Annotated in this window: 22 protein-coding genes; 3 read left to right on the forward strand and 19 right to left on the reverse strand. The window is 64.4% G+C overall.

Going from position 1 to position 26,812, the window contains the following annotated elements; translation table 11 throughout:
* Positions 1-10: 10 nt before the first annotated feature.
* From FFS60_RS25310 to FFS60_RS25345, 8 genes are all read right to left on the reverse strand, one after another.
* The gene (locus FFS60_RS25310) at positions 11-1,333 is read right to left on the reverse strand and encodes a sigma-54 dependent transcriptional regulator (RefSeq protein WP_028630928.1); all 1,323 of its coding nucleotides are present in this window, start codon (positions 1,331-1,333) and stop codon (positions 11-13) included.
* A complete protein-coding gene (locus FFS60_RS25315; protein ID WP_028630927.1) occupies positions 1,330-3,243 on the reverse strand; it encodes a sensor histidine kinase in 1,914 nt (637 codons plus the stop codon). The genes FFS60_RS25310 and FFS60_RS25315 overlap by 4 nt, the downstream gene beginning before the upstream one ends.
* A 128-nt stretch (positions 3,244-3,371) precedes the next feature.
* A complete protein-coding gene (locus FFS60_RS25320; RefSeq protein ID WP_028630926.1) occupies positions 3,372-4,106 on the reverse strand; it encodes an amino acid ABC transporter ATP-binding protein in 735 nt (244 codons plus the stop codon).
* Positions 4,103-4,771, reverse strand: a complete 669-nt coding sequence (locus tag FFS60_RS25325) for an amino acid ABC transporter permease (protein WP_028630925.1) — start codon at positions 4,769-4,771, stop codon at positions 4,103-4,105. The genes FFS60_RS25320 and FFS60_RS25325 overlap by 4 nt, the downstream gene beginning before the upstream one ends.
* Positions 4,768-5,514 carry an amino acid ABC transporter permease gene (locus FFS60_RS25330; RefSeq protein ID WP_028630924.1) on the reverse strand — a complete coding sequence of 249 codons (747 nt, stop codon included), beginning with the start codon at positions 5,512-5,514 and terminating at the stop codon, positions 4,768-4,770. Before FFS60_RS25330 ends, FFS60_RS25325 begins: the two co-directional genes overlap by 4 nt.
* A 204-nt stretch (positions 5,515-5,718) precedes the next feature.
* Positions 5,719-6,627, reverse strand: coding sequence for a glutamate/aspartate ABC transporter substrate-binding protein (locus FFS60_RS25335; protein WP_028630923.1), 909 nt, complete (start codon positions 6,625-6,627; stop codon positions 5,719-5,721).
* Between the two features lie 381 nt (positions 6,628-7,008).
* Positions 7,009-7,893, reverse strand: a complete 885-nt coding sequence (locus FFS60_RS25340; protein ID WP_137823539.1) for an SDR family oxidoreductase — start codon at positions 7,891-7,893, stop codon at positions 7,009-7,011.
* The gene (locus tag FFS60_RS25345; RefSeq protein ID WP_137823540.1) at positions 7,890-9,440 is read right to left on the reverse strand and encodes an NAD(P)/FAD-dependent oxidoreductase; all 1,551 of its coding nucleotides are present in this window, start codon (positions 9,438-9,440) and stop codon (positions 7,890-7,892) included. Before FFS60_RS25345 ends, FFS60_RS25340 begins: the two co-directional genes overlap by 4 nt.
* A gap of 115 nt (positions 9,441-9,555) precedes the next feature.
* Here FFS60_RS25345 and FFS60_RS25350 point away from each other — a divergent pair, with 115 nt between their 5' ends.
* Positions 9,556-10,263, forward strand: a complete 708-nt coding sequence (locus FFS60_RS25350) for a TetR family transcriptional regulator (protein ID WP_137823541.1) — start codon at positions 9,556-9,558, stop codon at positions 10,261-10,263.
* A 194-nt stretch (positions 10,264-10,457) separates the two neighbouring features.
* Here FFS60_RS25350 and FFS60_RS25355 read toward each other — a convergent pair whose 3' ends face one another.
* From FFS60_RS25355 to FFS60_RS25370, 4 genes are read right to left on the reverse strand one after another with little or no spacing between them, the layout of a single operon-like run.
* On the reverse strand, positions 10,458-16,166 hold the full coding sequence (locus FFS60_RS25355) for an EAL domain-containing protein (protein WP_137823542.1): 5,709 nt from the start codon (positions 16,164-16,166) through the stop codon (positions 10,458-10,460).
* A 46-nt stretch (positions 16,167-16,212) separates the two neighbouring features.
* Positions 16,213-16,749: a response regulator gene (locus FFS60_RS25360; RefSeq protein WP_137823543.1), complete on the reverse strand. Its 537-nt coding sequence runs from the start codon at positions 16,747-16,749 to the stop codon at positions 16,213-16,215.
* A 5-nt stretch (positions 16,750-16,754) separates the two neighbouring features.
* The gene (locus tag FFS60_RS25365; protein WP_137823544.1) at positions 16,755-18,092 is read right to left on the reverse strand and encodes an HD domain-containing phosphohydrolase; all 1,338 of its coding nucleotides are present in this window, start codon (positions 18,090-18,092) and stop codon (positions 16,755-16,757) included.
* Complete coding sequence (locus FFS60_RS25370) at positions 18,089-19,363, reverse strand: ATP-binding protein (protein WP_137823545.1); 1,275 nt, start codon at positions 19,361-19,363, stop codon at positions 18,089-18,091. The genes FFS60_RS25365 and FFS60_RS25370 overlap by 4 nt, the downstream gene beginning before the upstream one ends.
* A gap of 167 nt (positions 19,364-19,530) precedes the next feature.
* Here FFS60_RS25370 and FFS60_RS25375 point away from each other — a divergent pair, with 167 nt between their 5' ends.
* Complete coding sequence (locus FFS60_RS25375) at positions 19,531-20,232, forward strand: hypothetical protein (RefSeq protein ID WP_051246903.1); 702 nt, start codon at positions 19,531-19,533, stop codon at positions 20,230-20,232.
* Between the two features lie 132 nt (positions 20,233-20,364).
* Here FFS60_RS25375 and FFS60_RS25380 read toward each other — a convergent pair whose 3' ends face one another.
* The 3 genes from FFS60_RS25380 to fnr all read right to left on the reverse strand — a co-directional run bounded on the left by FFS60_RS25380 (position 20,365) and on the right by fnr (position 22,800).
* Positions 20,365-21,201 carry a metal-dependent hydrolase gene (locus tag FFS60_RS25380; protein WP_028630915.1) on the reverse strand — a complete coding sequence of 279 codons (837 nt, stop codon included), beginning with the start codon at positions 21,199-21,201 and terminating at the stop codon, positions 20,365-20,367.
* 247 nt (positions 21,202-21,448) lie between these two features.
* Positions 21,449-21,997 (reverse strand): adenine phosphoribosyltransferase, encoded by a 549-nt coding sequence (locus tag FFS60_RS25385; RefSeq protein ID WP_028630914.1) that lies wholly within the window; start codon positions 21,995-21,997, stop codon positions 21,449-21,451.
* Positions 21,998-22,065: 68 nt separating this feature from the next.
* On the reverse strand, positions 22,066-22,800 hold the full coding sequence (fnr, locus tag FFS60_RS25390; RefSeq protein ID WP_028630913.1) for a fumarate/nitrate reduction transcriptional regulator Fnr: 735 nt from the start codon (positions 22,798-22,800) through the stop codon (positions 22,066-22,068).
* A 146-nt stretch (positions 22,801-22,946) separates the two neighbouring features.
* Between fnr and FFS60_RS25395 the strand changes: the two genes are divergently transcribed.
* Positions 22,947-23,396: a hypothetical protein gene (locus FFS60_RS25395; RefSeq protein WP_081668169.1), complete on the forward strand. Its 450-nt coding sequence runs from the start codon at positions 22,947-22,949 to the stop codon at positions 23,394-23,396.
* Between the two features lie 7 nt (positions 23,397-23,403).
* Here the strand turns inward: FFS60_RS25395 and hemN are convergent, their stop codons facing one another.
* The 4 genes from hemN to FFS60_RS25415 form a co-directional block, all read right to left on the reverse strand.
* Positions 23,404-24,786, reverse strand: coding sequence for an oxygen-independent coproporphyrinogen III oxidase (gene hemN, locus FFS60_RS25400; protein ID WP_137823546.1), 1,383 nt, complete (start codon positions 24,784-24,786; stop codon positions 23,404-23,406).
* A gap of 81 nt (positions 24,787-24,867) precedes the next feature.
* A complete protein-coding gene (locus FFS60_RS25405; RefSeq protein WP_028630910.1) occupies positions 24,868-25,599 on the reverse strand; it encodes a sulfite exporter TauE/SafE family protein in 732 nt (243 codons plus the stop codon).
* Positions 25,592-25,813: a cbb3-type cytochrome oxidase assembly protein CcoS gene (ccoS, locus tag FFS60_RS25410; RefSeq protein WP_028630909.1), complete on the reverse strand. Its 222-nt coding sequence runs from the start codon at positions 25,811-25,813 to the stop codon at positions 25,592-25,594. The genes FFS60_RS25405 and ccoS overlap by 8 nt, the downstream gene beginning before the upstream one ends.
* Positions 25,814-25,840: 27 nt before the next feature.
* Positions 25,841-26,812, reverse strand: a 972-nt coding sequence (locus FFS60_RS25415) for a cation-translocating P-type ATPase (RefSeq protein WP_137823547.1), incomplete at its 5' end; no start/stop codon positions are given.

Below are 26,812 nucleotides of genomic sequence, written 5' to 3' on the forward strand. Positions count from 1 at the left end.
GGTCCGAGATCTACAACCCGTACTTCTTCACTTTGTCGAACAGTGTGGTCTTGGCCATGCCCAGGGCGATGCAGGCCTGGCTGAGGTTGCCACCATGGCGTTCGAGGGCGGCGCTGAGCAGGGATTTCTCGAAGGCTTCCACTGCTTCTGCAAAGCGGGGGTCGTTGCCGTCCGGGGTCTGGCTGCTCTTCTTGAATACCGGCAGCCCGAGGGCAAAGCGTTCGGCGACGTTGCGCAGTTCGCGCACGTTGCCTGGCCAGTCGTGGGCCATCAGCGCGGAAACGGTGGCGTTGTCCAGCTCGGGGACAGCGCGGTCGAATCGCAGGGAAGAGAGCTGCAGGAAGTGCTCGAACAGCAGCAGGATGTCTTCGCGACGATCACGCAGGGGCGGCAGTTCCAGGGTGACCACGTTCAGTCGGTAATACAGGTCGCTGCGGAAGCGCCCAGCCTTGCCTTCCTCGTCCAGGTCGAACTTGGTGGCGGCGATGACGCGGCAGTCCACCGGGATCGACTGGTTGGAGCCCAGGCGCTCCAGGGTCTGCTCCTGCAGGACGCGGAGGAACTTGATCTGCAGGTTGATCGGCATGCTCTCGATCTCGTCGAGGAACAGGGTGCCCTGGTGGGCGTGCTCGATCTTGCCGATTCGGCGCTTGCCGGCGCCGGTGAAGGCGTGGGCTTCGTGGCCGAAGATTTCGCTGTCGAAGAGGTTTTCCGGCAGGCCGCCGCAATTGAGGGCGACGAACTGTTTGGTCTGGCGCCGGCTGTAGTCGTGCAGGCAGCGGGCGACCAGCTCCTTGCCGGTACCGGTTTCGCCCTCGATCAGCACATTGGCCGAGGTGTCGGCGACATTGGCGATCAGTTCGCGCAGGGCCTGGATGGCCGGCGAACGGCCGATGATGCGTTGTTCGAGCGAGTGCCGGCCGGCCAACTGGCGACGCAGGTTCGTCACTTCCCGGGCCAGGGCGCGTTGCTCCAGGGCGCGGCGCGCGACGTCCACCAGGCGCTCGGGGGAGAAGGGTTTCTCCATGAAGTCATAGGCGCCGTCACGCATCGCTTGCACCGCCATGGAGATGTCGCCATGGCCGGTAATGAGGACCACGGGCAGGCTGCGGTCGCGACTCTTCAGGCGTTCGAGCAGGGTCAGGCCATCCATGCCGGGCAGGCGGATGTCGCTGATGACGATGCCGGCGAAGTCCTCGCCGATTTTCTGCAGGGCTTGCTCGGCGCTGCTGACGCCGATGCTGGGAATGTCCTCCAGGGCCAGGGCCTGCTGGCAGCCCATCAGTACGTGGGGGTCGTCTTCGACGATGAGAACGCTGAGCAACTCGGTCATGAGGCGGGGCTCGCGGGAGATTTTTCAGGGCTTTCCATGCGTGGCAGGCACAGCTCGAAGGCGGTGCCGCCGGTATCCGGGTGGTGCGCCGCCAGGCTGCCGCCAGCGGCGGTGGCGAGGCTGGCGGATAGGGTCAGGCCGAGGCCCAGGCCGTGTTCGCCGGGCTTGGTGGTGAAGAACGGTTCGAACAGGTGAACGCGGTTGGCCGGGTCGATGCCGGGGCCGTTGTCGCGCACCTGAAGCCGGTATTTGTCGCCATCGATCTGGCCGCTGAGCCAGAGTTGGCAGTCGGATTGGCCGCTCATTGCATCCAGGGCGTTGGCGATGAGGTTGACCAGGATCTGCTCCAGGCGGGTCTGGTCGATGGCGAGCAACTCGTCGGCAAAGTCCCGGTGCAGGGTCAGCGGCGTGCGCTCCAGGCGGGTTTGCAGAAGGAACAGTGCGGCATCCACCGCCTTGCCCAGGCGTGCCTGGCCGTGGTCGTCGGAGCGCCGGGCGAAAGCGCGCAGGCTGGCAGTGATTCGACCCATGCGGTCGACCAGCTCGTTGATCGCCGCCAGGTTGGTGCTAGCGGTGTCCAGGGCGCCGCGCGCCAGGAAGCGGACGGTGTTGCCAGAGAGGGTACGCAGGGCCGCGAGCGGCTGGTTGAGCTCGTGGGCGATGCTGGTGGACATCTGCCCGATCACCGCCAGTTTGCCGGCCTGGACCAGTCCGTCCTGCGCTTTGCGCAGGTTGTCCTCGGTCTGCTTGCGTTCGCGGATCTCCGCCAGCAGCCGGCTGTTGCTGGCGCGCAGGTCCTGAGTGCGTTCGGCGATCTTGCGTTCCAGCTCGTTGTTGGCCGCCAGCAATGCTTCACGAGCGGCCAGCCGGGTCGCGATGACCTTGCGTCGCTCGTTCCAGGCGATGAGCAGGAAAGCCAGCAGGGCGAAGCCGACGGCGGCGAGCATGCCCTGGATCACCGCTTCGCGGCGCAAGTCGGCCAGTGGGGAAAGCAGGGTGAAGTGCCAGGGCGTGTCGCTGAGGGTGCGGGTCTGGGCCAGGTAGGCGACTTCGCCTTCCGCCTCGCCCTGGGGGCCGCTGGCGGCGAAGCTGATGGCTTCCAGGCCCTCGCCCAGCACCTGGCGGGTGCGTGGTTCCCATTCGTTCAGCGCCCACCAGTAGTACTGCAGGCTGCGCGCCAGGCGCTCCTTGTCTTCGGCCGAAAGCGGGCGCACGGCCTTCATACGCAGAGCCGGGTCGCTGGACAGGATGATGATGCCGTTCTCGTCACTGACGAAGGCTTGCAGGCGGGCCTTTTCCCAACGCTCTTGCAGGGCCTCGAGCTTCACCTTGACCACCGCGACACCAATGATCCGGCCCTGGTAGCGCAGGCCGTGGGCCAGGTAGTAACCGGCCTCGCCGGTGGTGCTGCCGATACCGTAGAAGCGGCCGGGGCGGCCGTGTATGGCTTCCTCGAAATACGCGCGGAAGGACAGGTCCTCGCCCAGGTAACTGTCGCTGTCGCGCCAGTTGCTGGTGGCCAGTACGCGGCCACTGGTGTCCAGCAGGTAGATGGCACGGGCGCCGCTGCGGCGATTCAGGCCTTCGAGGTAGTCGTTGACCAGATTGCGCCGATAGGGCGTGGGGTTGAGCAGCAGGTGACTGACGCTGGACTCCAGCTCCAGCAGGCTGGGCAGGTAGGTGTAGCGGTTGATCTCGCTTTCCACGGCACGGGCGTGGAGTTCCAGCTGGCGCTCGCCGTTATCCCGCAGTTGACGGATGCCCGACTCCTCACTGAGGTGATAGCCGACGTAGCCGAAGCCCAGCATGCACAGGAGCAGCAGCAGGAATAGCAGGGAGTGGCGAAGCAGGCGCGGTTTCACGGTCAATGCGGGCGGCACGGCGCGGAGGCTGGCGGTAGGGCATTGCATCATAGACATCCGGGCCGTTCCAGTCGGTACCGCGTGCGGGTGCCGAATGGTGGAGTGGGGCCGTAGGAGCCAGCTTGCTGGCGAAGTGCTCGGGGCCATTCGCGAGCAAGCTCGCTCCTACAGGTGCATCAGTGCTGGAGGATCTTCGCGAGGAACTGCTGGGCGCGGTCGGAGCGGGCGTTGACGTCCCCGAAGAACTCGGTTTTGGCGCAGTCTTCGACGATCTGCCCGCGATCCATGAAGATCACCCGGTCGGCGACCTTGCGGGCGAAGCCCATCTCGTGGGTCACGCACATCATGGTCATGCCTTCCTGGGCCAGCTCGACCATCACGTCGAGCACTTCGTTGACCATCTCCGGGTCCAGCGCCGAAGTGGGCTCGTCGAACAGCATTACCACCGGGTCCATGGCCAGGGCGCGGGCAATGGCGACGCGCTGCTGCTGGCCACCGGAGAGCTGGCCGGGGTGCTTGTGGGCATGGGCCTTGAGGCCGACGCGGTCGAGCAGCTTCAGGCCCTTGTCCATGGCCTCGTCCTTGCCACGGCCGAGCACTTTCGTCTGGGCGATGGTGAGGTTCTCGGTGATGGACAGGTGCGGGAACAGCTCGAAGTGCTGGAACACCATGCCGACGCGGGAGCGCAGCTTGGGCAGGTTGGTGGCCTTGTCGGCGATGGAAGTACCGTCGACCACGATGTCGCCCTTCTGGAAGGGCTCCAGGGCGTTCACGCACTTGATCAGGGTGGATTTGCCCGAGCCGGACGGGCCGCACACCACCACGACTTCACCTTTCTTCACCTCGGTGCTGCAGTCGGTCAGCACCTGGAAGTCCCCATACCACTTGTTGACGTTCTTGATGGAAATCATACGGCTAACCTTTTCTGCAGGAGTTTGACCAGCTGGGAAGCGATGAAGCTGACGCTGAAGTAGACGAGGCCGGCGAAGATGAGGAACTCATGGGGCTGGCCAATGATGTCGCCACGGGAGCGGGCGGCGTTGAGGAAGTCCATCAGGCCCACGGTGTAAACCAGCGAGGTGTCCTGGAACAGGATGATGCTCTGCTGCAGCAGCAGCGGAGTCATCTTGCGGAAGGCCTGGGGCAGGATGATCAGGCGCATGCACTGGCCATAGGTCATGCCAAGCGCCTGTGCCGCTCCCATCTGGCCTTTCGGGATGGCCTGGATGCCGGCGCGGACGATTTCGCAGAAATACGCCGCCTCGAACATCATGAAGGCCACCAGGCACGAGGTGAACGCGCCTACCGGAGTATCTTCGCCGGTGATCGCCCGCAGCAGGAAGGGCACCGCGAAGTAGAACCAGGTGATCACCAGCAGCAGCGGGATGGAGCGGAAGTAGTTGACGTACAGCCCGGCCACTTTCGACAGCATCGGGTTGTGCGACAGGCGCATGAGGGCCAGTACCGTACCCAGGGCGACGCCACCGAACACACCCAGCAGCATCAGCTTGAGGGTCATCAGCAGGCCGTCGGCCAGGCCCGGCAGGGCGGGGATGATTGCGCTGAAATCCATCATTTACCCCCTACGGAGATCAGGCCGGGCACCGCCACTTTCCGTTCCACCGTGCGCATGATCAGCATCAGGCTCATGTTCAGGGTGAAGTAGATCAGGGTGGCCAGGGTGAAGGCTTCGAACAGGTTCGCGGAGAACTCGGCGGTCTGCTTGGTCTGCGCCAGCAGTTCCATCAGGCCGATCAGCGAGGCCACCGAGGAGTTCTTGAAGATGTTGAGGAACTCGCTGGTGAGCGGCGGAATAATGATGCGGAAGGCCTGGGGCAGCAGCACGTAGCGGTAGATCTGCGGCAGGCGGAAACCCATGGCGCGGGCGGCACCGAGCTGGCCCTTGGGCAGTGCCTGGATGCCGGTGCGAACTTGCTCGCAAACGCGTGCGGCGGTGAACAGGCCGAGGCAGACCACCACGCTGAGATAGGCCGAGGTGGCTGGGTTGAGGTCCTGCTTGAACCAGATTTCCAGGGGTTCGGGCAAGAGGTCCGGCACCAGGAAGTACCAGAGGAACAGCTGCACCAGCAGCGGCACGTTGCGGAAGACTTCCACGTAGAGGGTAGCGATGCCGGATACCCAGCGGTTCGGTACGGTGCGCATCACGCCGAGCAAGGAGCCCAGCAGCAAGGCGATGATCCAGCCCGCCAGGGCGATGGCGATGGTCCAGCCCAGGCCGGTGACGAACCAGTCCAGGTAGATTTCGCTGCCGATCCCGGTGGACTTGAAGAACACGCCCCAGTCCCAGTTGTAATTCATCAGGGTTGTCCCCGTAAGTTCGATCTGTCTGCGGTTGAAGGCAGTGGAAGGGGGCGGCTGAAAGGTGTGCGGCGAGTTTTCTGCCGACTCCGGACAGCCCCCTCTCCCTCTGGGAGAGGGCTGGGGTGAGGGAAACCCGACTGCGCGCGGCCTCCAACACCCTCACCCCCAACCCCTCTCCCGGAGGGAGAGGGGAGCAAGGCGTCAGATTTCTTCGGCCGACTTGTCGGTGGGATTGGCCACGAGCTTCTTCAGCTCGTCGCTCATGGGGAAGTTCAGGTTCAGGCCCTTCGGCGGGATCGGCTGGGTGAACCACTTCTCGTAGATGCCGTTGATTTCGCCAGAGGCGAAGGTGTCGGCAATGGCTTTGTCGACCACTTTCTTGAAGGGCTCGTCGCCCTTGCGAACCATGCAGCCGTAGATTTCGAAGGATTGCGGGGTGCCGGTCACGACCCAGTCATCGGGCTTCTTGGCCTTGGCCATTTCGCCGTACAGCAGGGCGTCGTCCATCATGAAGGCCACTGCGCGGCCGGATTCCAGCATCAGGAAGGACTCGCCGTGGTCCTTGGCCGAGATGATGTTCATACCCATCTGCTTCTCGGCGTTCATGGACTTGATCAGGCGCTCGGACGTGGTGCCGGCGGTGGTCACCACGTTCTTGCCTTTCAGGGCGTCGAATTCAGTGATGCCAGCGGATTTCTTCGACAGCAGGCGGGTGCCCACTTCGAAGATGCCTACCGAGAAACCGACCTGCTTCTGGCGCTCGAGGTTGTTGGTGGTGGAGCCGCACTCCAGGTCCACGGTGCCGTTCTGCACCAGCGGGATACGGGTCTGGGAGGTCACCAGGTTGTAGCGGACCTTCAGCTCCGGCATGCCCAGTTCCTGCTTGATGGCCTCGACCACTTTCAGCTGGATGTCATGGGAGTAGCCAATGGGCTTGCCTGGCTCGGTGCCGAGGTAGGAGAAGGGAATGGAAGCGTCACGGTGACCGAGGGTGATGGTGCCGGTCTCCTTGATCTTCTTCAGGGTACCGGTCAGCTCGGCGGCGAAGGCCGGAGCACTGATCAGGGTTGCTGCGATAGCGGTGGCCAGAACCTTGGGGAGCATACGCATGAACGACAGTCCTCGATGTTGTTTGTTCTTATCGGCGCGAGTAGGAGTTCGCGTCCGTCGGGGATCTGTATTCGCAGAATGCGTGCCAGCTGTATGGTGCCTTTGATTTATAGGTAAGTTATTGAAATTAAATGATTTTATGTTGTTAGGTGGCTAACGGTAATTCCGTCTTGTCCGGGCTGCCGAATATGCACTCCGAATATCGTTCGGGTTTCCGAACGAGTGACTTCCTGGTCATCTTTTGAGGGGTAGTGCCAGGGCACTAGCAGCCCCCTCTCTCTGGAAGGGAGGCGGCAGCCCTTCGGCCTGCTTGGCGAATGAACTCGCCCCTACGGGCTGTAGGGGCGATTTCAATCGGCAAGGACTGCGCAGCCGTCCCGATCAATCGGCCGCCTTGGATACCTCTACCGCCCTCGGCTTGGGTGCGAACTTCGCGGCCAGGCGCATGGAGGTGGTGACCAGGCGCTGGTAGAGGGTCGGTAGCAGGCGTTGCATGCCGTCCAGGGCCCAGGCATCGGCACCGATGAGGATGCGCCGGTTGTCCTTGAGCACGCCGCGCAGGATCACTTCGGCAGCCTTGTCCGGGGTGGTGCGCAGCAGCTGATCGTTGAACTGCTGGCGGGCGCGGCTGGCTTCCTGGCCGGTGACCTTGGCCAGGCTGTCGTTCATGCGCGCGGTCTTGGCGATGTTGGTCTTGATGCCGCCCGGGTGCACGCAACTGGCGGACACACCGCTGTTTTCCATGTCCAGTTCCTGGCGCAGGGACTCGGTGAATCCGCGCACGGCGAACTTGGTGGCGTTGTAGGCGCTCATGCCGGGCTGGGCGAACAGGCCGAACACGCTGGAAACGTTCACCACATGCCCCTCGCCGCTGGCTTTCAGGTGCGGCAGGAAGGCCTTGGTGCCGTACACCACGCCCCAGAAGTTGATGCTCAAGATCCACTCGTATTCCGAATAGTCGCTGCCCTCCACGGTGCCGGCGTGGGCGACGCCGGCGTTGTTGAAGATCAGGTTGACGCGGCCATGGTCCAGCACCACCTGCTCGGCCCAGGCATGCACGGCGTCGCGGTCGGCGACGTCGACGCGGGTCTCGGTGACCTGCACGCCCAACTTGCGCGCCAGCGCAGCGGTTTCTGCCAGGCCATCGGTGTTGACGTCGGCCAGTGCCAGATGGCAGCCCTGGCGAGCCAGGGCGCAGGCGAGGGCGCGGCCGATGCCGGAACCGGCCCCGGTGACAGCGGCGACTTTGTTTTCGAAGGACTTCATGCGGGCACCTCCTGGGTGGACATCTGCAGCGAGCCTTGGGCAGCGTGCGCCGGCACGCTGCGGCTGAAGTGGTAGGCCGCCGGGTCGAAATTGCGGGTCAGCAGGCGGAAGCGCCAGGTGAAACCGGGCCAGACGGTGCAGTTGCGCCCGCTTACCGGGTGCAGGTACCAGCTCATGCAGCCGCCGGCGTTCCACACGGTGTTGCCCAGGCTGCCCTGGAGCTTGCCGTTGAATGTGTCCTGCACGTCGCGCTTGACCTCCAGGCTGCGCAGGCGACGGGCGTCGAGCAGATCGAGGGCGCCGAGCACGTAGTGGATCTGTGATTCGATCATGTAGACCATCGAGTTGTGGCCAAGCCCGGTGTTCGGCCCCATGAGGAAGAACAGGTTGGGGAAGCCGGCGGTCAGGGTGCCCTTGTAGGCCTCGGGGCCGTTCGGCCAGGTGTCCAGCAGGTCGACGCCATTGCGGCCGAAGACCACGCCGCGCGGCAGCGGATCGCTGGGGGTGAAGCCGGTGCCGAAGATGATGGCGTCGATCTCGCGTTCCTGGCCGTCGGCGGTGACGATGCTGCTCGCGCGGATTTCGCGGATGCCGTCGGTGATCACGTCGACGTTGGGCTGGGTCAGGGCCGGGTAGTAGTCGTTGGAGATCAGCACCCGCTTGCAGCCCATGGTGTAGTCCGGGGTGACCTTGGCGCGCAGCACCGGGTCCTTGATCTTGCGCTTGATGTAGCCCTTGGCGACCAGCTCGGCGAGCTTCATGACTTTCGGCGTCAGGGCGAAGCCCACTACCCGGCTTTCGAGGACGGCATAGATGGCGCCGCGCCAGAGCTTCTGCAGGAAGGGGAAACGCTTGAAGCGGGAGCGCTCGCCTTCGCTGATGGCGCGGTCGGGCTTGGGCATGATCCAGGGCGCGGTGCGCTGGTAGAGGTCGAGCTGGGCGACCTGCTTCTGGATCTGCGGGACGAACTGGATGCTGGAGGCGCCGGTACCGACCACCGCGACGCGCTTGCCGGTGAGGTCGTAGTCGTGATTCCACTGCTGGGAGTGGAAGCTTGTGCCCTGGAAGTTCTCCAGGCCGTTCAGGGCCGGAATCGATGGGGTGGACAGGGCGCCCATGCCGGAGACCACGAACTGCGCGCTGTAGTGGTTGCCGGCGGCGTCTTCGATCTGCCACAACTCATCCACGTCGTTCCAGGCCAGACGGGTGATTTCGGTGTTGAGCAGGGTCTTGTCCTGCAGCCGGTACTTCTCCCAGCAACCTTCCAGGTAGGTTTTGATTTCCCCTTGCTTGGCGAACATCCGCGTCCAGTTCGGGTTCGGCTCGAAGGAGAACGAGTAGAGGTGCGATTGCACATCGCAGCCGCAACCCGGGTAGTTGTTCACCCGCCAGGTGCCGCCGATGCCGGGCTCCTTCTCGAACAGGAGGAAATCGTTCTCGCCCTTCTGCTTCAGGCGGATCGCCATGCCCAGGCCGGAGAAGCCGGAACCAATGATGGCGACCTTGCAATGGCGGGTAGAGGGGCGGGGTGAGGCTGACGCAGACATGGGTCGTGCTCCTGTTCTTATTAATTGCGGCGTATACAGCTGTATACCAAGGTAGACAGATGTATACTCGCCGGCAATCCAACGCCGTCACAACCAACCTTAGGTAGGGCCAGAGATGAATTCCGTCAGCGGCGACGAGCTCCAGTCGCCAGAACGTGCCACCGACGCCCCCGGCAAACGCCTGCTCATTGAGGCGGCACTGCGCCTGGGCTCCCAGAGCCGCAGCCTGAGCAATCTGGGCCTGCGGGAATTGGCGCGGGAGGCCGGCCTGAACCCCAATACCTTCTACCGCCATTTCAAGGATGTGGATGACCTGGGCCTGGCCATCATCTGCACCATTGCCACCCAGCTGCGCCAGCCCCTGCGCGACCTGCGTCGCGAGGCGGCGGCCCGTGCCGTGCAGGGCGATGGCGGGGTGATGCCGAAACTGTTGGGCATCGACCTCGGCCGTGGCCGGCGGGTCTGCCATGAGACGGTGCAGTTGTTCTTCGATTTCGTCGATGACAATACCGAGGCTTTCGTCATCGGCGTGCGCGAACTCCACGGCGCTTCCCCGGTGCTGCGGGAAGCCCTGCGCGAGGTGATGGAAGACTTCGCCGCTGACATGGCCGAAGACGTCCGCGAGTACAGGTTGCTGCCGGCATCGGTGGCGGAGCCTGTGGTGCGGCGTGTATCGCGCCTGGTCAGTCGCAACCTGTTCCAGATGTCCCTGGACTACATCGGCGAACCGGAGCGCCGCGAGGCAATCCGCGCGGAGGCGGAGGAGCAGGTGCTGTTCCTGTTCACCGGTGCCAGCGTGTTGCAGGCGGTGAGGGCGGTGTAGGTGCGAATTCATTGGCTATGTCTGCATTACGTGTTGTAGGCAGCTGCATTGCCCGTAGGAGCTGGCTTGCCAGCGAATGGCCCCGTTTCGCTGGCAAGCCAGCTCCTACAAGGCTCTTGGCCCGATGGTAAATCTCCCGCAACAGCTAACGCAGACATAGCGAATTCATTCGCCCAAGAAATTGACTATCACCGTCATTCCCCGTCTTCGCCCACCGTCGCGCTTTCTTCCTTGGTCTTGGCCAGGCTGTGATGGAGGAAGGCTTGGGCGATGACAGCGCGGAGCTGGTCGTCGTCCCAGGGTTTGGTGAGGAACTTGTAGATGGCGCCCTGGTTGATGGCGTCGGTGACAGACTTCAGGTCGGTGTAGCCGGAGAGCACGATACGAATGGTGTCGGGGTAGAGGTCCTTGACCCGGCTGAGAAACTCGGTGCCATTCATTTCCGGCATGCGCTGGTCGGAGAGGATCACCTGGATGTCGTGCTTGGCCAGGTGCGCGAAGGCGTCCTGGGCGCGCGTAGCGGTGAAAATCTGATAGCCATCGCGCCGCAGCACGCGAGTCAGGGCGCGGAGGATGTTTTCCTCGTCGTCGAGCAGCAGCAGGGTCTGGGTATTGCTGGCGCCAGAGCGGGTCTCCAGGTAGGCGGCCGGGCTCTTGTGGTGTTCGTGAAGGAACTGGTCGAGCTGTTCGAAGGGCATCGGCCGGGCGAAGTAGTAACCCTGGAACTCGTCGCAGTGGCTCTTTTTCAGGAAGGCGAACTGGGACTCGCTCTCCACGCCCTCGGCGATCACCCGCAAGCGCAGGTGGTGGGCCATTGAGATGATGCCCAGGGTGATGGCCGCGTCATGCCGGTCGCTGATGATTTCCTGGACGAAGGCGCGGTCGATCTTCACCTTGTCGATGGGCAGGCGCTTGAGGTAGTTGAGGCTGGAGAAGCCGGTGCCGAAGTCGTCGATGGACAGCCGCACGCCCAGGGCCTTGAGCGCCTGCAGGGTGGCGATGGCGCGCTCGGCGTTGTCCAGCAGCACGGTCTCGGTGATTTCCAGTTCCAGCAGTTCGGCGGGCAGGCGGGTCTCTTCCAGTACGCGCCGCACGCTGTCGACGAAGATGTTGCGCTGGAAGTGCACCGCCGAGATGTTCACCGCCACGACAGCGCCGGTCATGCCGCGGTCTAGCAGCTCGCGGCAGTCGCGGCAGGCGGTGGCGAGCACCCATTCGCTTAAGGGGATGATCTGTCCGGTGTCTTCGGCCACGGGCACGAACTGCGCCGGGGAGATGAAGCCGAGCAGTGGGTGCTGCCAGCGCAGCAGGGCCTCGAAACCGGTGACGCGGCCGTTGCGGCCGTCGATCTGCGGCTGGTAGTAGAGCATGAAGGCGTTGGCTTCCAGCGCCTTCTGCAGCTCGTTGCGCAGGGTCACCCGCTCGCTGACCTTCTGCTCCAGGTCGGTGGTGTACCACTGGTAGCAGTTGCGTCCCTGCTGCTTGGCCTTGTACATGGCCAGGTCCGCCTGCTGGATCAGTTGCATGGGTTGTTGCATGCCTTTCTCGCTCATGGCGATACCCAGGCTGGCGGTGATGTGCAGTTCGCTACCGGCGATGGGGTAGGGGCGGGCGATGCAGTCGATGACCCGCTCGGCCACCTGCAGCACGTCTTCTTCGCGGGCCAGGTCCGGCAGGATCAGGATGAACTCGTCACCCCCCAGGCGCGCGACGGTGTCGCCGGGGCGGACCTGCTGGGTCAGGCGTCGCGCTACTTCCACCAGTATCTGGTCGCCGATGCCATGGCCCATGGAGTCGTTGATCGGCTTGAAGCCGTCGAGGTCGATGAACATCACCGCCAACTTGCGCTGGTAGCGCTGGCTGATCTGACAGCCCTGGCGCAGGCGGTCCTCCAGCAGCGAGCGGTTGGGCAGGCCGGTGAGTACATCATGGCTGGCGTTGTAGGCCAGTTCGGACTCCACCCGTTTCTGCTCGGAAATGTCGTTCTGTACCCCGATGAAGTGGGTGATTTCACCCTGTTCGTTGGGCACCGGGGCGATGTAGAGGTCGTTCCAGAAGGGCGTGCCGTCCTTGCGGAAGTTGCGCAGCACGACGTGGACCTCGCGTTTCTCCGTCAGTGCATGGCGAATTTCGGCGATGCCCGGCTGCTCGCGGTCGGCGCCCTGCAGGAAGCGGCAGTTGCGCCCCATGGCTTCATGCGCGCTGTAGCCGGTGATGCGTTCGAAGGCCGGGTTGACGTAGACCACCGGCAGGTCCTCGTCGGTTGCATCGCAGATCATGGCGCCGTTGTAGCTGGCCTCGATGCTGCGCTGGAGGATGCGCAGCTGCTTTTCGGATTCCTTTGCCCGGCTGACGTCGCGGAAGGCGATGACCCAGCCGCCGAGGGATTGCGCGTGCAGCAGTGGCGCGCAGTCGTAGGCGATATGGCGCTCGCCGCCCAGGCTGACTTCGCCGTGTCGGCCGCCGGTCGCCGGGGCGCTGTAGAGGTCCAGCGGCAGGTGTTTGGCCAGGGCCTGGCCAAGGAGGTCGTCGGCGCGCTGCCCAAGCAGTTCGGCGCCCGCCGGGTTGACGAAGTTCAGCCGCCCCAGGCGATCCACTGCCAGCAGGCCCTCGCCAACGCTGTTGGTGATGGCCGAAGTGAAGTCCAGTTGTTCCTGCAGGCGCTGTTCGCCGGAGAGTACCTGCTGCACCAGGCGGATGTTCTCCAGCGCCGCTACGGCCATCTGGGCGAATTGCTGGGCGATGGCCAGGTCGTCCTGGTTGAAGTCGCCGTCGAACTTGTCGGAGAGCTGAATCAGGCCGAGGTGATGTCCGCCATGATCGATCAGCGGCACGGCCAGCCAGCCTCGCAACGGGAGCTGGCCGTTGTCAGGGTCACCCCTGGCATCCAGCTCGGCGCGGGTCAGCAGGATCGGCTGGTTGCCAGCGCAGACGCGGGCATAGAGGGCCAGGCCCTCTGCCGGTAGCTGAGGGTCTTGCCAGGCCTGGTATTTGGCGGACAGGGAAAAGGTGCTCAGGCCCTGCCCATCGCTCAGGTCGAGCAGTGACTGGTGGGCGCCGACCAGCAGGCGCAGTTGTTCGCACATGAAGTCCAGCAGGGTGCGGGTATCGAGGATGCCGCCGATGCGCAGGGCGGTCTCGCTCAGGCCTCGGAGCAGCAAGGCCTTGCGCTCCGACTGGGTCAGGGTGACTTCCAGGGCGCGGGTCATGCGGTTGCGTTCGCCAATGTCCTTGGCGATGCCGAATACGCCGACTATTCGGCCCTCTATGACGATAGGCAGGAGGGTGATGTCCAGTTCCAGTACATCACCGGCTCGGTTGTGGCAGTGGACCTCGTAGCGTTGTGCCTTGCCGTCGAGCGTGCTGCGAAAGTGCTGGCGGGCGTAGTCGATGTCGGTTTCGAGCACCAGGCTGGAGAAGAGCTGGCCGAGTAGCTCCGATTCGCTGTAGTCGATCAGCTCGCAGCCGGCCTGATTAAGGCTGAGGAAACGCCCTTCGCGGTCGAGGGAGAACACCGGGTCGGGGTTGAAGATGAACAGCGAGCGGTAGCGCTGCTCGCTTTCCAGCAGGCGGAGGCGGTCGTTCTGGCGTTCGATGGCGATGGCTGCCAATTGTCCGGCGGTGCCGATCAGTTGCAGGGACTCATCGTCCGGGGCGCACGGCTGGTGCAGGTAGACGGCAAAGGTGCCGAGCACATCGCCATGGTGTGCTATTAGCGGGATCGCCCAGCAGGCGCGCAGGCCGTGGCGCAGGGCCTGGTCGCGGTGCTCGTGCCAGAGCGGGTCTTCACTGATGTCTTCGCTGACCACCATCTGCCGACGGAACACGGCGGTGCCGCAGGCCCCCGCCAAGGGACCGATGGGCTGGCCGTCCAGCGCCTGGTTGAAGGCGTCGGGAAGGCTTGGCGCGGCGCCCAGGCGCAAGCGCTTGTGGTCGCCATCCACCAGCAGCACCGAACAGAGTGCAGACGGGTCCAGGGTTTCGCTCATCAGGCAGATAGCCTTGAGGATTTCACGCAGCGGCTGGTCGGTCGAGATCATGCTGAGGATGTCGCGCTGATCTTCGGCATAGGCTTCGTGGCGTACCAGGCTGGTGATGTCGTGGGCGACGGCGAACAGCGTTCGCTCGCTTTCCGACCAGCCGGCGGACCAGAGCAGGTGGACCTCGCTGCCGTCCTTGCGCTGGCAACGGTTGCGCACGGCGTCCCAGGATTCCCCGCGGATAATGGCCTGGATGTCGCCGCGGGTGCGCTCGCGGTCCTCATCGCGGATGAAGTCGGTGTAGGGGCGACCGATCATTTCCTCGGGCCGGTAGCCGAGCACGCTGTGGCAGGAGGGGCTGATCTGGGTAAAGCGCTCGGCGGCGTCGATGGAACAGAGCACGTCCATGGAGTGGTCCATGATCCGTTGGTTCTGCGCTTGCAGGCGGGCCTGGTGCTGCAGGCTCAGCTCCAGTTCGCGGTTGCTTTCGCGCAGGCGCTGGCTGCGTTCGATGGCCAGGCGCGAAAAGCTTTGGCTGACCATCAGCAGAAAGGTCAGGCCCAGGCCGAAAAGCATGAGCAGCGCTGGCAGGTAGACCGCGGCGTAATCGCTGCGTGGCAGGGCCTGGTAGGTGCGCAGTTGCCAGCGTCCCTCCGGACCGAGGTCGGCGCGTTGTTCGCCCACCGGGAACAGGCTGTGGCCATCGCTGCCGGAGCGGGACGCATAGATGCGCCTGGAACCTTCGAAGACCTCCAGCACGAAGCCGTCCAGGTCACGACCCAGTTGGCGATCCAGGGTCGCGCCGATGTCCAGCCCGGCCACCAGCAGGGCGGCGGGCTGGCCTTCGATCCGCAGGGGCGTGGCCACCAGGGTGCTGTTGTCGGTGGCGCTGAAGCTCTGCACCGTGCTCATCTGCGCACCCTTGCCCTGGCGCACCTGCTGCAGCCAGTTACGCTGCTCCTTCTGGGCGAGAAAACGCGTCAGCCAGTCGCCGGCGCGCGGGTGGCGAATCTGCTGTCGGAGCGGCTTGAGATCGGCGTCGAGCAACGCGATCAGGTTGATGTTGGGGAAATCGCGCAGATAGCCGCTGGACTCCTGATGCCACAGCACATCCGGCAACGGGCCTGGCAGGCTGTGCCAGCGGTCGGCCATGCGCTGCATCAGCTGCAGGCGCACGGTGAGGGTGTTCTCGATGGAGGACTGGGCGCGCAGTAGCAGTTGGTGGCTGTGGGCGTTGAGCGTGGCGATCTCGTTCTGGCTGAGGAGGAACCAGCCGATGCAGGTGATCAGGGCTCCGAGCAGGCCGGTGGTCGTGGCGCGCCGGTCGAGCAGGCGCCGGCGCTCGTCGGGCAGGGCGCAGAGCAGCAGCACACCGACCCCGAGCAGGACGATGAAGAGGTTGGCGATATGCCCGTACTCCGGGCGGAAGGCGAAGCGTGGCAGGCCGTGGCTGGCGCCCAGCAGGGAAATCTGCGAGAGCAGCGCGAGGCCGATCAGGGCGAGCCCGCAGAGCTGGCTGAGCCAGCGGCCGCCCTGGCGGGTAACGGCCAGAAGCATGGCCAGGCCGAACAGGCAGGCGACGATCGCCAGCTCGCTGCGAATGCGCCAGTAGCCGCTGACCAGCGAACGACCGTGCTCGCTGCCGCCAGCGAGGACGTTGTGCCCGAGGCTGTAGCCGGCCAGGGTGATCAGCGCCAGGCTCGCCAGTAGCGAGAGCCGGTGCAGGCCACGGGTCGCGCTCAGCAGGGCGATGCCGGCGAAGAGGGTGATCAGGGCGCTGTCGGGCACCAGTACGAGTTCGTAGCGTGCGGGGCTGGCCTTGGTCAGGAAGAAAATCAGGCTGATGACGCCCTGGGCCATCAGGGCGAAGGCCAGGCAGTGCAGGTAGGCTTGGTAGCTGAGTTCGCGGTTGTGCTTGGCCATGGAGAGGTGCCGTTCCGGTGGCGGGAGTGGTCCTGACTGATCGGGATCAGTCATCCAGGTCGTAGCCCTCCAGCAGCACGGCGCCGTCGGCGTCGCGCCGCACGCGGGTGAGGCCGGGGTGCTCGATCTCCAGGCGTAGCAGTTCGCGGCGCTGGCGGTCGAGGGTGTTCTGCTGGCCGCGCACCTGGTCCAGCAGGCGGCGGTTCTCGTCGCGCAGTTGGTAAAGGTCGACGGCGGCCTGGAGGGCGCTTTCGATGTCGTGGTTCTCCCAGGGCTTGGAGAGGAAGCGATAGACCTCGGCGCGATTGATCGCCTGCATGAGCGTGGAGCGGTCGCCATGGGCGCTGAGCAGCATGCGCAGGGCGTCGGGCTGGCGCTGCCGGGCGAATTGCAGGTACGTCAGGCCATCCAGTTGCGGCATGTTGAGGTCGCAGATGATGGCGGCGTACTGGTGCTCGGCCAGGGCCGCGAGCGCGGCTTCGGGCTTGTCGAAGGTATGCAGGACCCAGCCCTGGGGGCGCAGCTGGCGCTGCAGGGCACTGAGGATGTGGGGTTCGTCGTCCACCAGCTGGATCTTGATCATCGGTGTTACTCCTTGGCCGGGCTCGCGTCAGCCTCGGACAGGCGGACGTGGAGGGTGTAGCGCGCACCTTCGCTGGCCTCGAAGGCGATGAGCTTGTCGATCAGGGTGCGGCTGAGCTGCTTGCCGGCATTGAGCAGGAGCATGCCGCTCTCGGCTTGGAGGTTGCGGGCCAGGACCATGCCCGGTTCCAGGCGCCGGGTATCGACGGCGAGGATGCTCGTGTCGGCCTCCGGCAGGTCTGGTGCGCAGCGGGTGCAGAGGTCGATGAATTGCTGGGAGAGCTGCGGGTCGTAGAGCCGCCCTGCATAGCGGGCGAGGAACTGCAGGGATTCCTGGCGCTGCAGCGGGCGTTGCAGCACCAGGCCGCATTGCAGTTCGACGAAGTCCACCGCCAGCTTGAGCAGGCGGGCGCCGAAGGGGATGTCCTGGCCGCGCAACTGGTCGGGGAAGCCGGTGCCGTTCCAGCGCTCCTGATGGTGGCGGATCAGTCGTCCAGCATCGTGCAGGGGCTCCAGGGCCATCAGCAGGCTTTCGCCCAGCAGTGGGTAACGGCAGTAGCGTTCCCGCTCTTCGCGGTGCAACAGGTCGCTGGGGCGGATCAACAGGTGGTCGTCCCAGGTCAACTTGCCAAGGTTGTAGAGGGCGGCGGCCATGGCCAGATCGCGACTGTCCGTTTCCGGCAACTGGTGTTCGCTGGCGTAGGCGCGCACCAGGGCGATGACCTGGGCGTTGCCTTGTTTGTCGCCCGGCAGGCGCTGGCTGAGCAGGGATGAGAAGACTTCGGTGGCCGTCACGTAGCTATGGCGCAACTCGTCGTAGGCCAGGTCGAGCATGTCGGCGGTCTGCTGCAACTCGGCGGTGCGGTCGCGGACGCGTTGCTCCAGGCTGGCGTTGAGTTCCTGCAGGCTGCGATTCTGCTCCAGGGTGAGGCGTTCCAGGCGCTGGTGTTCGCGTTCGGCATGCTGGTGAGCCAGGGCCTGGCGCAGGGTGAAGCGCAGTTCGTCGTCATTCCAGGGTTTGCCCAGATACCGGTAGATCCGCCCCTGGTTGATGGCGCGGATGCTGGTGTCCAGATCAGTGGCGCCGGTTAGCATCAGGCGCAGGGTGCCCGGCCAGCGCTGCTGTACTTCAGCCAGCAGGGCGGGGCCATCGAGGCCGGGCATGCGCGCATCGGAGACCACGAGGTCCACATCGTTCGCGGCCAGCAGCGCGAGGGCCTCGGTGCCGCCGGTGGCCGTGAGCAGTTCGTAGGGTTCGCCACGCAGGACGCGACGCAGCGCGCTGAGGATGTGTTCTTCGTCATCCACCAGCAGCAGGGTGGGGCGGTGCCGGGCTTCGCTCATGCTTGCGACCCGCCGGGCTGGGGTTGGTGCTGCGGCAGCCAGACGCGGAAGCGGGTGCCCTGGCCGGGTTGGCTCGCTACTTCGATGCGGCCGTTGTGCTTCTGCACGATGTTGTAGGAAAGCGCGAGGCCAAGGCCTGTGCCTTTGCCCACCGGCTTGGTGGTGAAGAAGGGTTCGTAGATGCGATGGAGGATGGTGGGGTCGATGCCCTTGCCGTTGTCTTCGACTTCCAGCCAGATCCAATCGCCCTGGTGGCCGCTGCGCAGGGTGATGCGGCCAAAGCTTTCGATGGCGTGGGCGGCGTTGATCAGCAGGTTCATCACCACCTGGTTGATCTGCGAGGGGATGCATTCCACCAGCGGCAGCTCCCCATACTCGCGCACGACTTCGGCCTTGTACTTGAGTTCGTTGTTGACCAGGTTGAGGGTGCTGTCGAAGCCTTTGTGCAGGTCGGCCGCGCGGAACTCTTCTTCTTCGATGTGCGAGAAATCCTTGAGGGCGGTGATGATCTTCTTGACCCGATCGATACCGTCCTCGGATTCGTGGATCAGGGCTTCGACATCGTTGCGGATGTAGTCGTACTCCAGGCTGCGCTTGAGCTGCTGCAGTTCTTCCAGGCTGCCGACGCCGTCCACGGCGTCGACGATGCGCAGCAGGTCGTTGACGTAGCCGGTGAGGGTCTTGAGGTTGGAGAAGACGTAGCCGATGGGGTTGTTGATCTCGTGGGCCACGCCGGCTGCCAACTGGCCGATGGCGGCGAGCTTCTCCGATTGCAGCAGCTGGGCGTTGGCCTTCTCCAGCTTGTGGATCAGTTGATCCTGCTCCAGTTGCTTGCTGCCCAGGGCGTTAAGGGCTGCGGCCAACTGGTCGTTGGAGCGAGCGAACTCGGTGGTGTCGTAAAGCAGCAGGCCGAAATAGCGTTCGCCCGCACAGTCGAAGGGGAAGAGCAGGGTGCTCTGCAGACGCAGTGGCGTCACCTGGCCTTCGGGGCTGTAGGGCAGCTGGATCAGGTATGGGTCTTCGCGCCAGTGGGTGTAGGCGTGGAGGCCCTGTTCGCGGGCCTTGGCCACCATTTGGCCGAGGCGTGGGGTGTCCGCTTCCGGGAAGACCCACGTCAGCGGTTGATACCGGGCAGGCCCCAGCGCCTTGCCGCTGCGCTGGCTGACGAAGTCGTTCCAGTGAAGTACGCGCAGCTCCTGGTCGAGGATGATGACGCCCACCTCGATCCGTTCAACCAGGGCTCCGGCAAGATCCAAAGGGCTGCTTTCCATGATGTCGCCCGCTTTTTTCGCTGTAGAACTGTTGTCGGGGTTGAATTCTGGCGCTTGTCCGACTTTGTTGTACGAAGTGTATGACAGATTTCAGGCGTCTGAATCTCGTCGAATTTCGTGTTGGATGGCGCTGAAATTTCCCTTCAACAGGTGAGCAAGGGTAGACCATGGAGCTGGAGTCGAGGGCTGAGGCACAGGTTCGCTACGAGTTCCGATTCCCGGATGGCCACCTCTGGGCGCATGAGGTGGACCTGGCGGGCACTGAGCAATACCTGGACAACGGGCCGGACTGGGCGCGGCTGGGCTTCCAGCAATGCAGCCATTGCCCGCTGAAGACCACCGAGGTGCGTGACTGTCCCTTTGCGCGGGCCCTGGCACGGCCAGTGGCAGTGCTGGCACATTCGCCTTCCTACGAGGAGGTGCAGATGGCGGTATTCTGGCGCGGGCGGGAGATTCGCCAGCAGACCACGCTGCAACGGGCCCTGGGCTCGCTACTCGGTCTGCTCGGGGCGACGAGCGGTTGTCCCCATACCCGGATGCTGCGGGCGATGGCATGGTTCCACTGGCCGTTCAGCACCTCGGCTGAGACCCTCTACCGCTCCCTGGGTACCTATCTGCTAGGGCAGCATTTGCGCCGGCAGCGCGGCCTTGAACCTGATTGGGACATGGATGGGCTGCGCGAGCTGTACCGCAACCTGCGCCAGGTCAACTTGGGCATGGCCGGCCGCTTGCGTGCCGCTGCCGAGGAGGATTCCAGCCTCAATGGGCTGATCCTGCTGGACCTGCTGGCGGCCGACACCCTGTATTCGCTGGACAGCTATGAGGGGGAGCTGGATGGGTTCTTCGCGGAGTTCTTCGAGGAGGGGTGAAGCGAGTTTTGTCGTAGGGGCCGCCAAGGTCAACGGCGTTGCCCTGTCGAACGCCTCTGGGCGGGCCTGAGGCCCGCTTGGCGATTGAAATCGCCCCTACAGCACAGCTGGGGCGTCGGACCAGCAGGGCAGTCAGCCGTTGAAGCCGAGGCGCTCCTTCCAGCGTTTCTCCAGCGCCTTGGTCTCGTGGTCGAAAGGATGGAAACCGGGGCGGTAGTAGTCCAGGTAAGGCTTGATCATCTTCGGGAAGTAGCCGTTGCGCGGACCGAGCAGGGTCTTGAGGCCGCGAGCCCAGCTGCGCCAGTTGAACAGCTGGCCGTCCTTGCGCATCAGGTGGACCTGAAAGGTCATGATCACGCCGAAGAACAGGAAAGTGGTCAGGAACATGGTCAACGTGCGGATCAGGTAGCCGCCGCCGATTGCCTGGTAAGCGTCATAGCAAACCGCCTTGTGCTCGTTCTCCTCGATGGCGTGCCACATCCACAACTTGTACATCTTCGGGTCGTCCATCTGGGTGTTGATGTCTTCCCGGCGCAGCAGTTGCTCGGCCATGGTGGCGGTGAAGTGTTCCAGGGCGCAGGTGGCAGCCAGACGCTGCTTCTTGGTGGTGACGCGGGTGACCCATTCCAGCAGCACCTTGATGCGCAGTTCCAGGCGTTCCAGGTCGATACCGTGTTCGGCGGCGTAATCGTTATAAGTCGCGTGTTCCTTGGAGTGCATGGCTTCCTGGCCGATGAAGGCGCTGATGTCCTTCTGCAGTTGCGGGTCACTGACCTGGTCGCGCACGGCACGCACGCTGTCGACGAAGAACTTCTCACCGTAGGGGAAGAGCGAAGACAGGTTGTTCATGAAGTGGGTCATGAAGGGATCGCCGCTCCACCAGTATTTCTGGGTCGACGCGAAGCTGAAGTCCATGCGGCGCACGGGGAAGTTGGCTTTGGGCAGGGGAGCGCTGGCGCTGGCGGTCATGCGGGGATCCTCTCGGGCTCTGCGAGCCGTCCATTCGTTGTTATCGGTGGGCACGGCAACCGTGCCATCAGTCGATGTAACTATTGAGGATCGTGCGGGTCGGCGCGAGGGGCTGGCCGCCAACTTTCGGCGGGTGATCGCGGCGTGGGCTGGGGCGAGGGGTAACGTCAGTCGGAGGGGGTGTAACCCGGGTGGGTCAGCCGTGCTTCGGTTGGGGCGGGTCCGCTGGCACGGCCCCGCCCGTCTCTCAGCGCTCGTCGAGTGCGAAGGCGGTGAGGGCGAAGGTGGGGATCCCAGCGTCGGCAAGGCGCTCGGAGCCGCCCAGTTCGGGCAGGTCGATGATGGCTGCAGCCTCGAACACGCTGGCGCCCATGCGCCGGACCAGCCGGGTGGCAGCCAGCAGGGTGCCGCCCGTGGCGATCAGGTCATCGAAAATCAGCACCTTGTCGCCGTCGCACAGGCTGTCGCTGTGGACTTCAAGAAAGGCTTCGCCGTATTCGGTCTGGTAGGGCTCGGAGAGCACGTCCGCCGGGAGCTTGCCCTGTTTGCGGAAGAGCACCAGCGGCTTGTTGAGTTCGTAGGCGATGATCGAGCCAATCAGGAAGCCGCGGGCGTCCATGGCGCCGATGTGGCTGAAGTCGGCCTCGACATAACGCTGGATAAAACTGTCGGCCACCAGGCGCAGGGCGCGGGGCGACTGGAACAGGGGCGTGATGTCGCGGAACACCACACCGGGTTTGGGGAAGTCAGGGACAGGGCGGATCAGTGTCTTGATGGAAAAGTCGTCGAAGATCATCGTCAATGCCTGATGGGAAGGGCAGGGTGGGACAGGCGGACCTGCCAGGCCGGCAGGTCTGCGGGGGATCAGCTTTCGATGCTCCCGCCTGCCATGGCGCAGAGTTCGATGGGGTCGAGAATGTGCACTTCCTTGCCTTCGGCGGCAATCAGGTTGGCCTGCTGGAAACGGGTGAAGACGCGGGAGACGGTTTCTACAGCCAAGCCCAGGTAATTACCGATTTCATTGCGCGACATGGCCAGGCGGAACTGGTTGGCCGAGAAGCCGCGGGCGCGGAAGCGTGCGGAGAGGTTGACCAGGAAGGTGGCGATGCGCTCGTCGGCGGTTTTCTTGGACAGCAGCAGCATCATCTGCTGGTCGTCGCGGATCTCGCGGCTCATCACGCGCATCAACTGACGACGTAACTGCGGCAGCTGGACCGAGAGTTCGTCCAGGCGCTCGAAGGGAATTTCGCACACCGAGGTGGTTTCCAGGGCTTGGGCAGAAACCGGGTAGAGCTCGGTGTCCATGCCGGAAAGGCCTACCAGTTCGCTGGGCAGGTGGAAGCCGGTGATCTGCTCTTCGCCAGTGTCAGTAACGGTGAAGGTCTTGAGGGCGCCGGAGCGTACTGCGAAGACCGAGCCGAAGGTATCGCCCTGACGGAAGAGGAGTTCGCCTTTCTTCAGCGGGCGGCCGCGTTTGACGATGTCGTCCAGCGCGTCCATGTCCTCCATGTTCAGCGACAGGGGCAGACAAAGGGCGGCCAGGCTGCAGTCCTTGCAGTGGGCCTGGGGTACGTTGCGCACCTTGATGATTTCGGACATGAACCATTCCTTGCGAGGCATACACACAATGCTCGTAAGGGTAACGCAGGGTGTAGGCAACGGCCAGAAAAAGCCTATCTGACTTGTTGCTCAAGTTTTGCCGGCAATGGTCGATATCCGGGCGGTATTCAGGCAAAGAGCGGCCTATGTTGCGCGTGGACACGAATAGCGCGGTTTCTCGGGTGGCGGAGTCGGTGCGGCGACAGGTCGCACGGCAGGATGAGGCCCCGGTGGACATGCATGCCGTGCGACAAGGGATTCGCGTCAGCCTGTCGAACCTCGGCAAGCCCGGCGAGCCGCAGAAGAATGACGACATCGACAAGAGCAGCCTGCCGGATGGCATCAAGGAGCTCCTGAAGATGATCCGCGCCCTCAAGGCGCAGATTGCCGAGCGGAAGGCCGAACTGGATGCCATCGCGGCCGACCGGAGCCTGGACGATGAAACCCGCGCCCAGCGTCTGGAGGCAGTACGCAATCAGCTTACGTCGTTGCAAGGGGCCCTGAGCAGCGCCAACCTGAATCTCGCCAAGCTGGTTCGTGAGTCGAATCTCAGTGAGGAGCAGGCGGTGGAGCTGAACCAGCTGCTCGCCGCCTGAGCCGATTTCAGATGACGCGGGAGAATCGTTGCTGGTTCTGCCCCGCCAGGTAGTTGTCGAAGAGCATGCACAACGAGCGCACCAGCAGGCGCCCAGCAGGCAGAACGTCGATGCGGCCGTCGCTGAGGTCGATCAGGCGATCCTCGCTCATTTGCTGCAATTGCGGCCAGATGTCAGCGAAGTAGCCGCGAAATTCGATGTTGAAACGGGTTTCGATGCTCGCGAAATCCAGCTCGAAGGCGCAGATCAGTTGCTGGATCACCGCTCTGCGGATGCGGTCGTCCTCGTCGCACATCAGCCCCCGATTGATAGCCAGCAGGTCTTGCCCCAGCGCACCCTGGTAGTCGTTGAGCTGCACCGTGTTCTGGCAGTAGAGGTCGCCGATCTGGCTGATGGCCGATACGCCCAGACCAATCAGGTCGCAATGGCCGTGGGTGGTGTACCCCTGGAAGTTGCGTTGCAGGCTGCCGTCTTCCTGGGCGATGGCGAGATCGTCGTCGGGCAAGGCGAAGTGATCCATGCCGATGTAGCGGTACCCGGCAGCGCTCAACTGCTCGATGCTGCGCTGGAGCATTTCCAGCTTTTGCCCAGGGCTGGGCAGGTCTTCGCTGCGAATCCGCCGTTGCGGCATGAAACGATCCGGCAGGTGGGCGTAGTTGAACACCGAAAGCCGGTCCGGTTGCAGGGCGATGACTTCGTCCACAGTACGGGCGAAGCTCTCCGGGTTCTGCTTGGGCAGGCCGTAGATCAGGTCGAGGTTCAGTGAGCGGTACTGCAAGGTACGCGCGGCTTCGACGATGGCGCGGGTTTCCTCCAGGCTCTGCAGGCGGTTGACGGCGCGTTGCACGGCGGGGTCCAGGTCCTGCACGCCAAGGCTGACGCGGTTGAAGCCCAGTTCACGGAGCAGGCCCATAGTGGACCAGTCGGCCTCGCGCGGATCGATTTCGATACCGTAGTCACCCGAGTGGTCGTCCAGCAGGCTGAAGTGCTTGCGCAGATGACCCATGAGCCGGCGCAGTTCGTCATGGCTGAGAAAGGTCGGGGTGCCGCCCCCGAAGTGCAGTTGCTCAACTCTCTGCTGCGGATCAAGGTGGCAGGCCAGCAGTTCGATTTCCCGCTCCAGGTGTTCCAGATAGGGCAGAGCGCGGCCGCGATCCTTGGTGATGACCTTGTTGCAGGCGCAGTAGTAGCAGATGTTCGCGCAGAACGGCACATGGACGTAAAGCGACAGGGGGCGACGGGCCTTGCGACTGTCACGCAGGGCATGAAGCATGTCGAAGGAGCCTACCCGGTGGGTGAATTGCACGGCGGTGGGGTAGGAGGTATAGCGGGGGCCTGGAGTGTCGTAGCGGTGGATCAGGCCCGCGTCCCAGCGAATGTTGTCGAGCATGCAGGAGTCCCCGGTTCGGATATCAGTGCCAGGGAGTCTATGGGGCACCCGCTTGAGCGATCTTGATTTGTATCAAGCCGTTTAGTGGCTGTGTTGATGCTCGCTGGTGGCGGCACTGCTGTCGTGTCCGCCGTGACCCATCAGCCACGCCTGGTGGGGGCCGGGCAGAGTCCAGAGACCGAAGAGGACTACCAGCATGCCACCGGCGACACGCACGCCGCGCTTGCGCAGCAGTGCGGTCAGACGCTCGGCGGCGAGGCCGGTAGCGATCAACACGGGCAGGGTCCCGAGGCCGAAGGCAAGCATCAGCAATGCGCTGTCGGCGGCCGAACCTTGGCTGGCGGCCCAGAGCAGGGTGCTGTAGACCAGGCCGCAGGGCAGCCAGCCCCAGAGTCCGCCCAGCAGCAGGGCGCGGGGCAGGCTGGAAACCGGCAGCAGCTTGCGCGCTGCCGGTTGGATGTGGCGCCAGAGGCCCTGTCCCAGTGCTTCGATGCGGGTCAGGCCGCTCCACCAACCCGCCAGGTAGAGGCCCATGCAGATCAGCAGCAGCGCCGCCACCACGCGCAGGGCCATGGCTGCCGGGCTGCTGGCAATGGCCCAGCCGGCGAGGCCGATGAGCAGGCCAGCGAGGGCGTAGCTGAGGATGCGACCGAGGTTGTAGGCCAGCAGCAGGCGCAGGCGCCGGGCGCGTTGTTCAGGGGGGATGGCCAGGGTCAGGGCGCCCATCAGGCCACCACACATGCCGAGGCAATGGCCGCCTCCGAGCAGGCCGAGGATCAGGGCAGAAAGCAGCAGAGGAGCAAGTTCAGCCACGGGGCTCGTCCTGCTCGTCCTGTTTGTCCTTGTTGTTGCCCTCGGCTTCGGCGATGCCAGCCTTGTGCTTGGGGTCCTCGTCATCGAAGAGGATGCTGTGGGCCGGCCCGTCCAGGTCGTCGTACTGGCCGCTGTCCACGGCCCAGAAGAACAGCCAGATGGCGAAACCGACCAGGCCGATGGCGACCGGAATCAGTATGTAAAGCGCTGGCATCAGGGGCTCCGATTGAAAATGCGTGGCTCAGGTGCGGGCCAGGCGCAAGGCGTTGATTACCACCAGAAGCGAGCTGACCGACATGCCGAATGCGGCCCAGAGTGGGGTGATCCAGCCGAGGGCAGCGAAGGGCAGCACCAGGCCATTGTACAGGGTCGCCCAGGCCAGGTTCTCGATGATGATGCGGCGGGTCCGGCGGGCCAGAGCGAACGCCTGCACCAGGCTGTCGAGGCGATTGGACAGGAGCACGGCATCGGCGCTGGTCTTGGCCAGGTCGGTGGCGCTGCCCATGGCGACGCTGATGTCGGCGCCGGCCAGCACCGGTACGTCGTTGACGCCATCGCCCAGCATCAGGACCTTGTGGCCCTGCTGGTGGAGCTGGCGCAACACTTCCAGCTTGGCATCCGGCGTGAGGCCGCCACGGGCAGCGTCGATGCCGAGTTGTTGGGCAATGCCAGCGACCATGGGCGAGCTGTCGCCGGAGAGCAGCAGGAGCTTCCAGCCGCGTTCGCGGCAGGCATCGAGCAGGGCCGGGGCGTCTTCCCGCAGGCGGTCGTCGAGGACAAACCAGGCCAGCGGTCCTTGTTCATCCCCCAGCAGCAGCCACTGGCCCTGGTCGCCAGGAATGCTGGGTACCGGCTGGCCGCTGAGTTCGGCGACGAAGCCGGGCTGGCCGATGCGCAGCAGGTGCTCGCCAACCCGGCCCTCCAGGCCTCGGCCAGGCACGCTTGAGACCTGATCGGCCGCTTGTGGGGCGCGGCCGAAGGCACGCGCGATCGGGTGTTCGGAGCGGCTTTCGAGGGCGGCGGCCAGGCCCAGGCAGGTATCGCGGTCCATCGCGCCCAAGGGGTGGATGGCGCTAAGCGTCAGACGGCCTTCCGTGAGGGTGCCGGTCTTGTCAAAAATCACTGTGTCGATCTGGTTCAGGCCTTCCAGCACATGTCCGCGGGTCAGCAGCAGACCGAGCTTGTGCAGGCTGCCGGTGGCGGTGGTCAGGGC

The organism is Pseudomonas sp. D(2018) (assembly GCF_005502555.1).
Taxonomy (GTDB): domain Bacteria; phylum Pseudomonadota; class Gammaproteobacteria; order Pseudomonadales; family Pseudomonadaceae; genus Metapseudomonas; species Metapseudomonas resinovorans.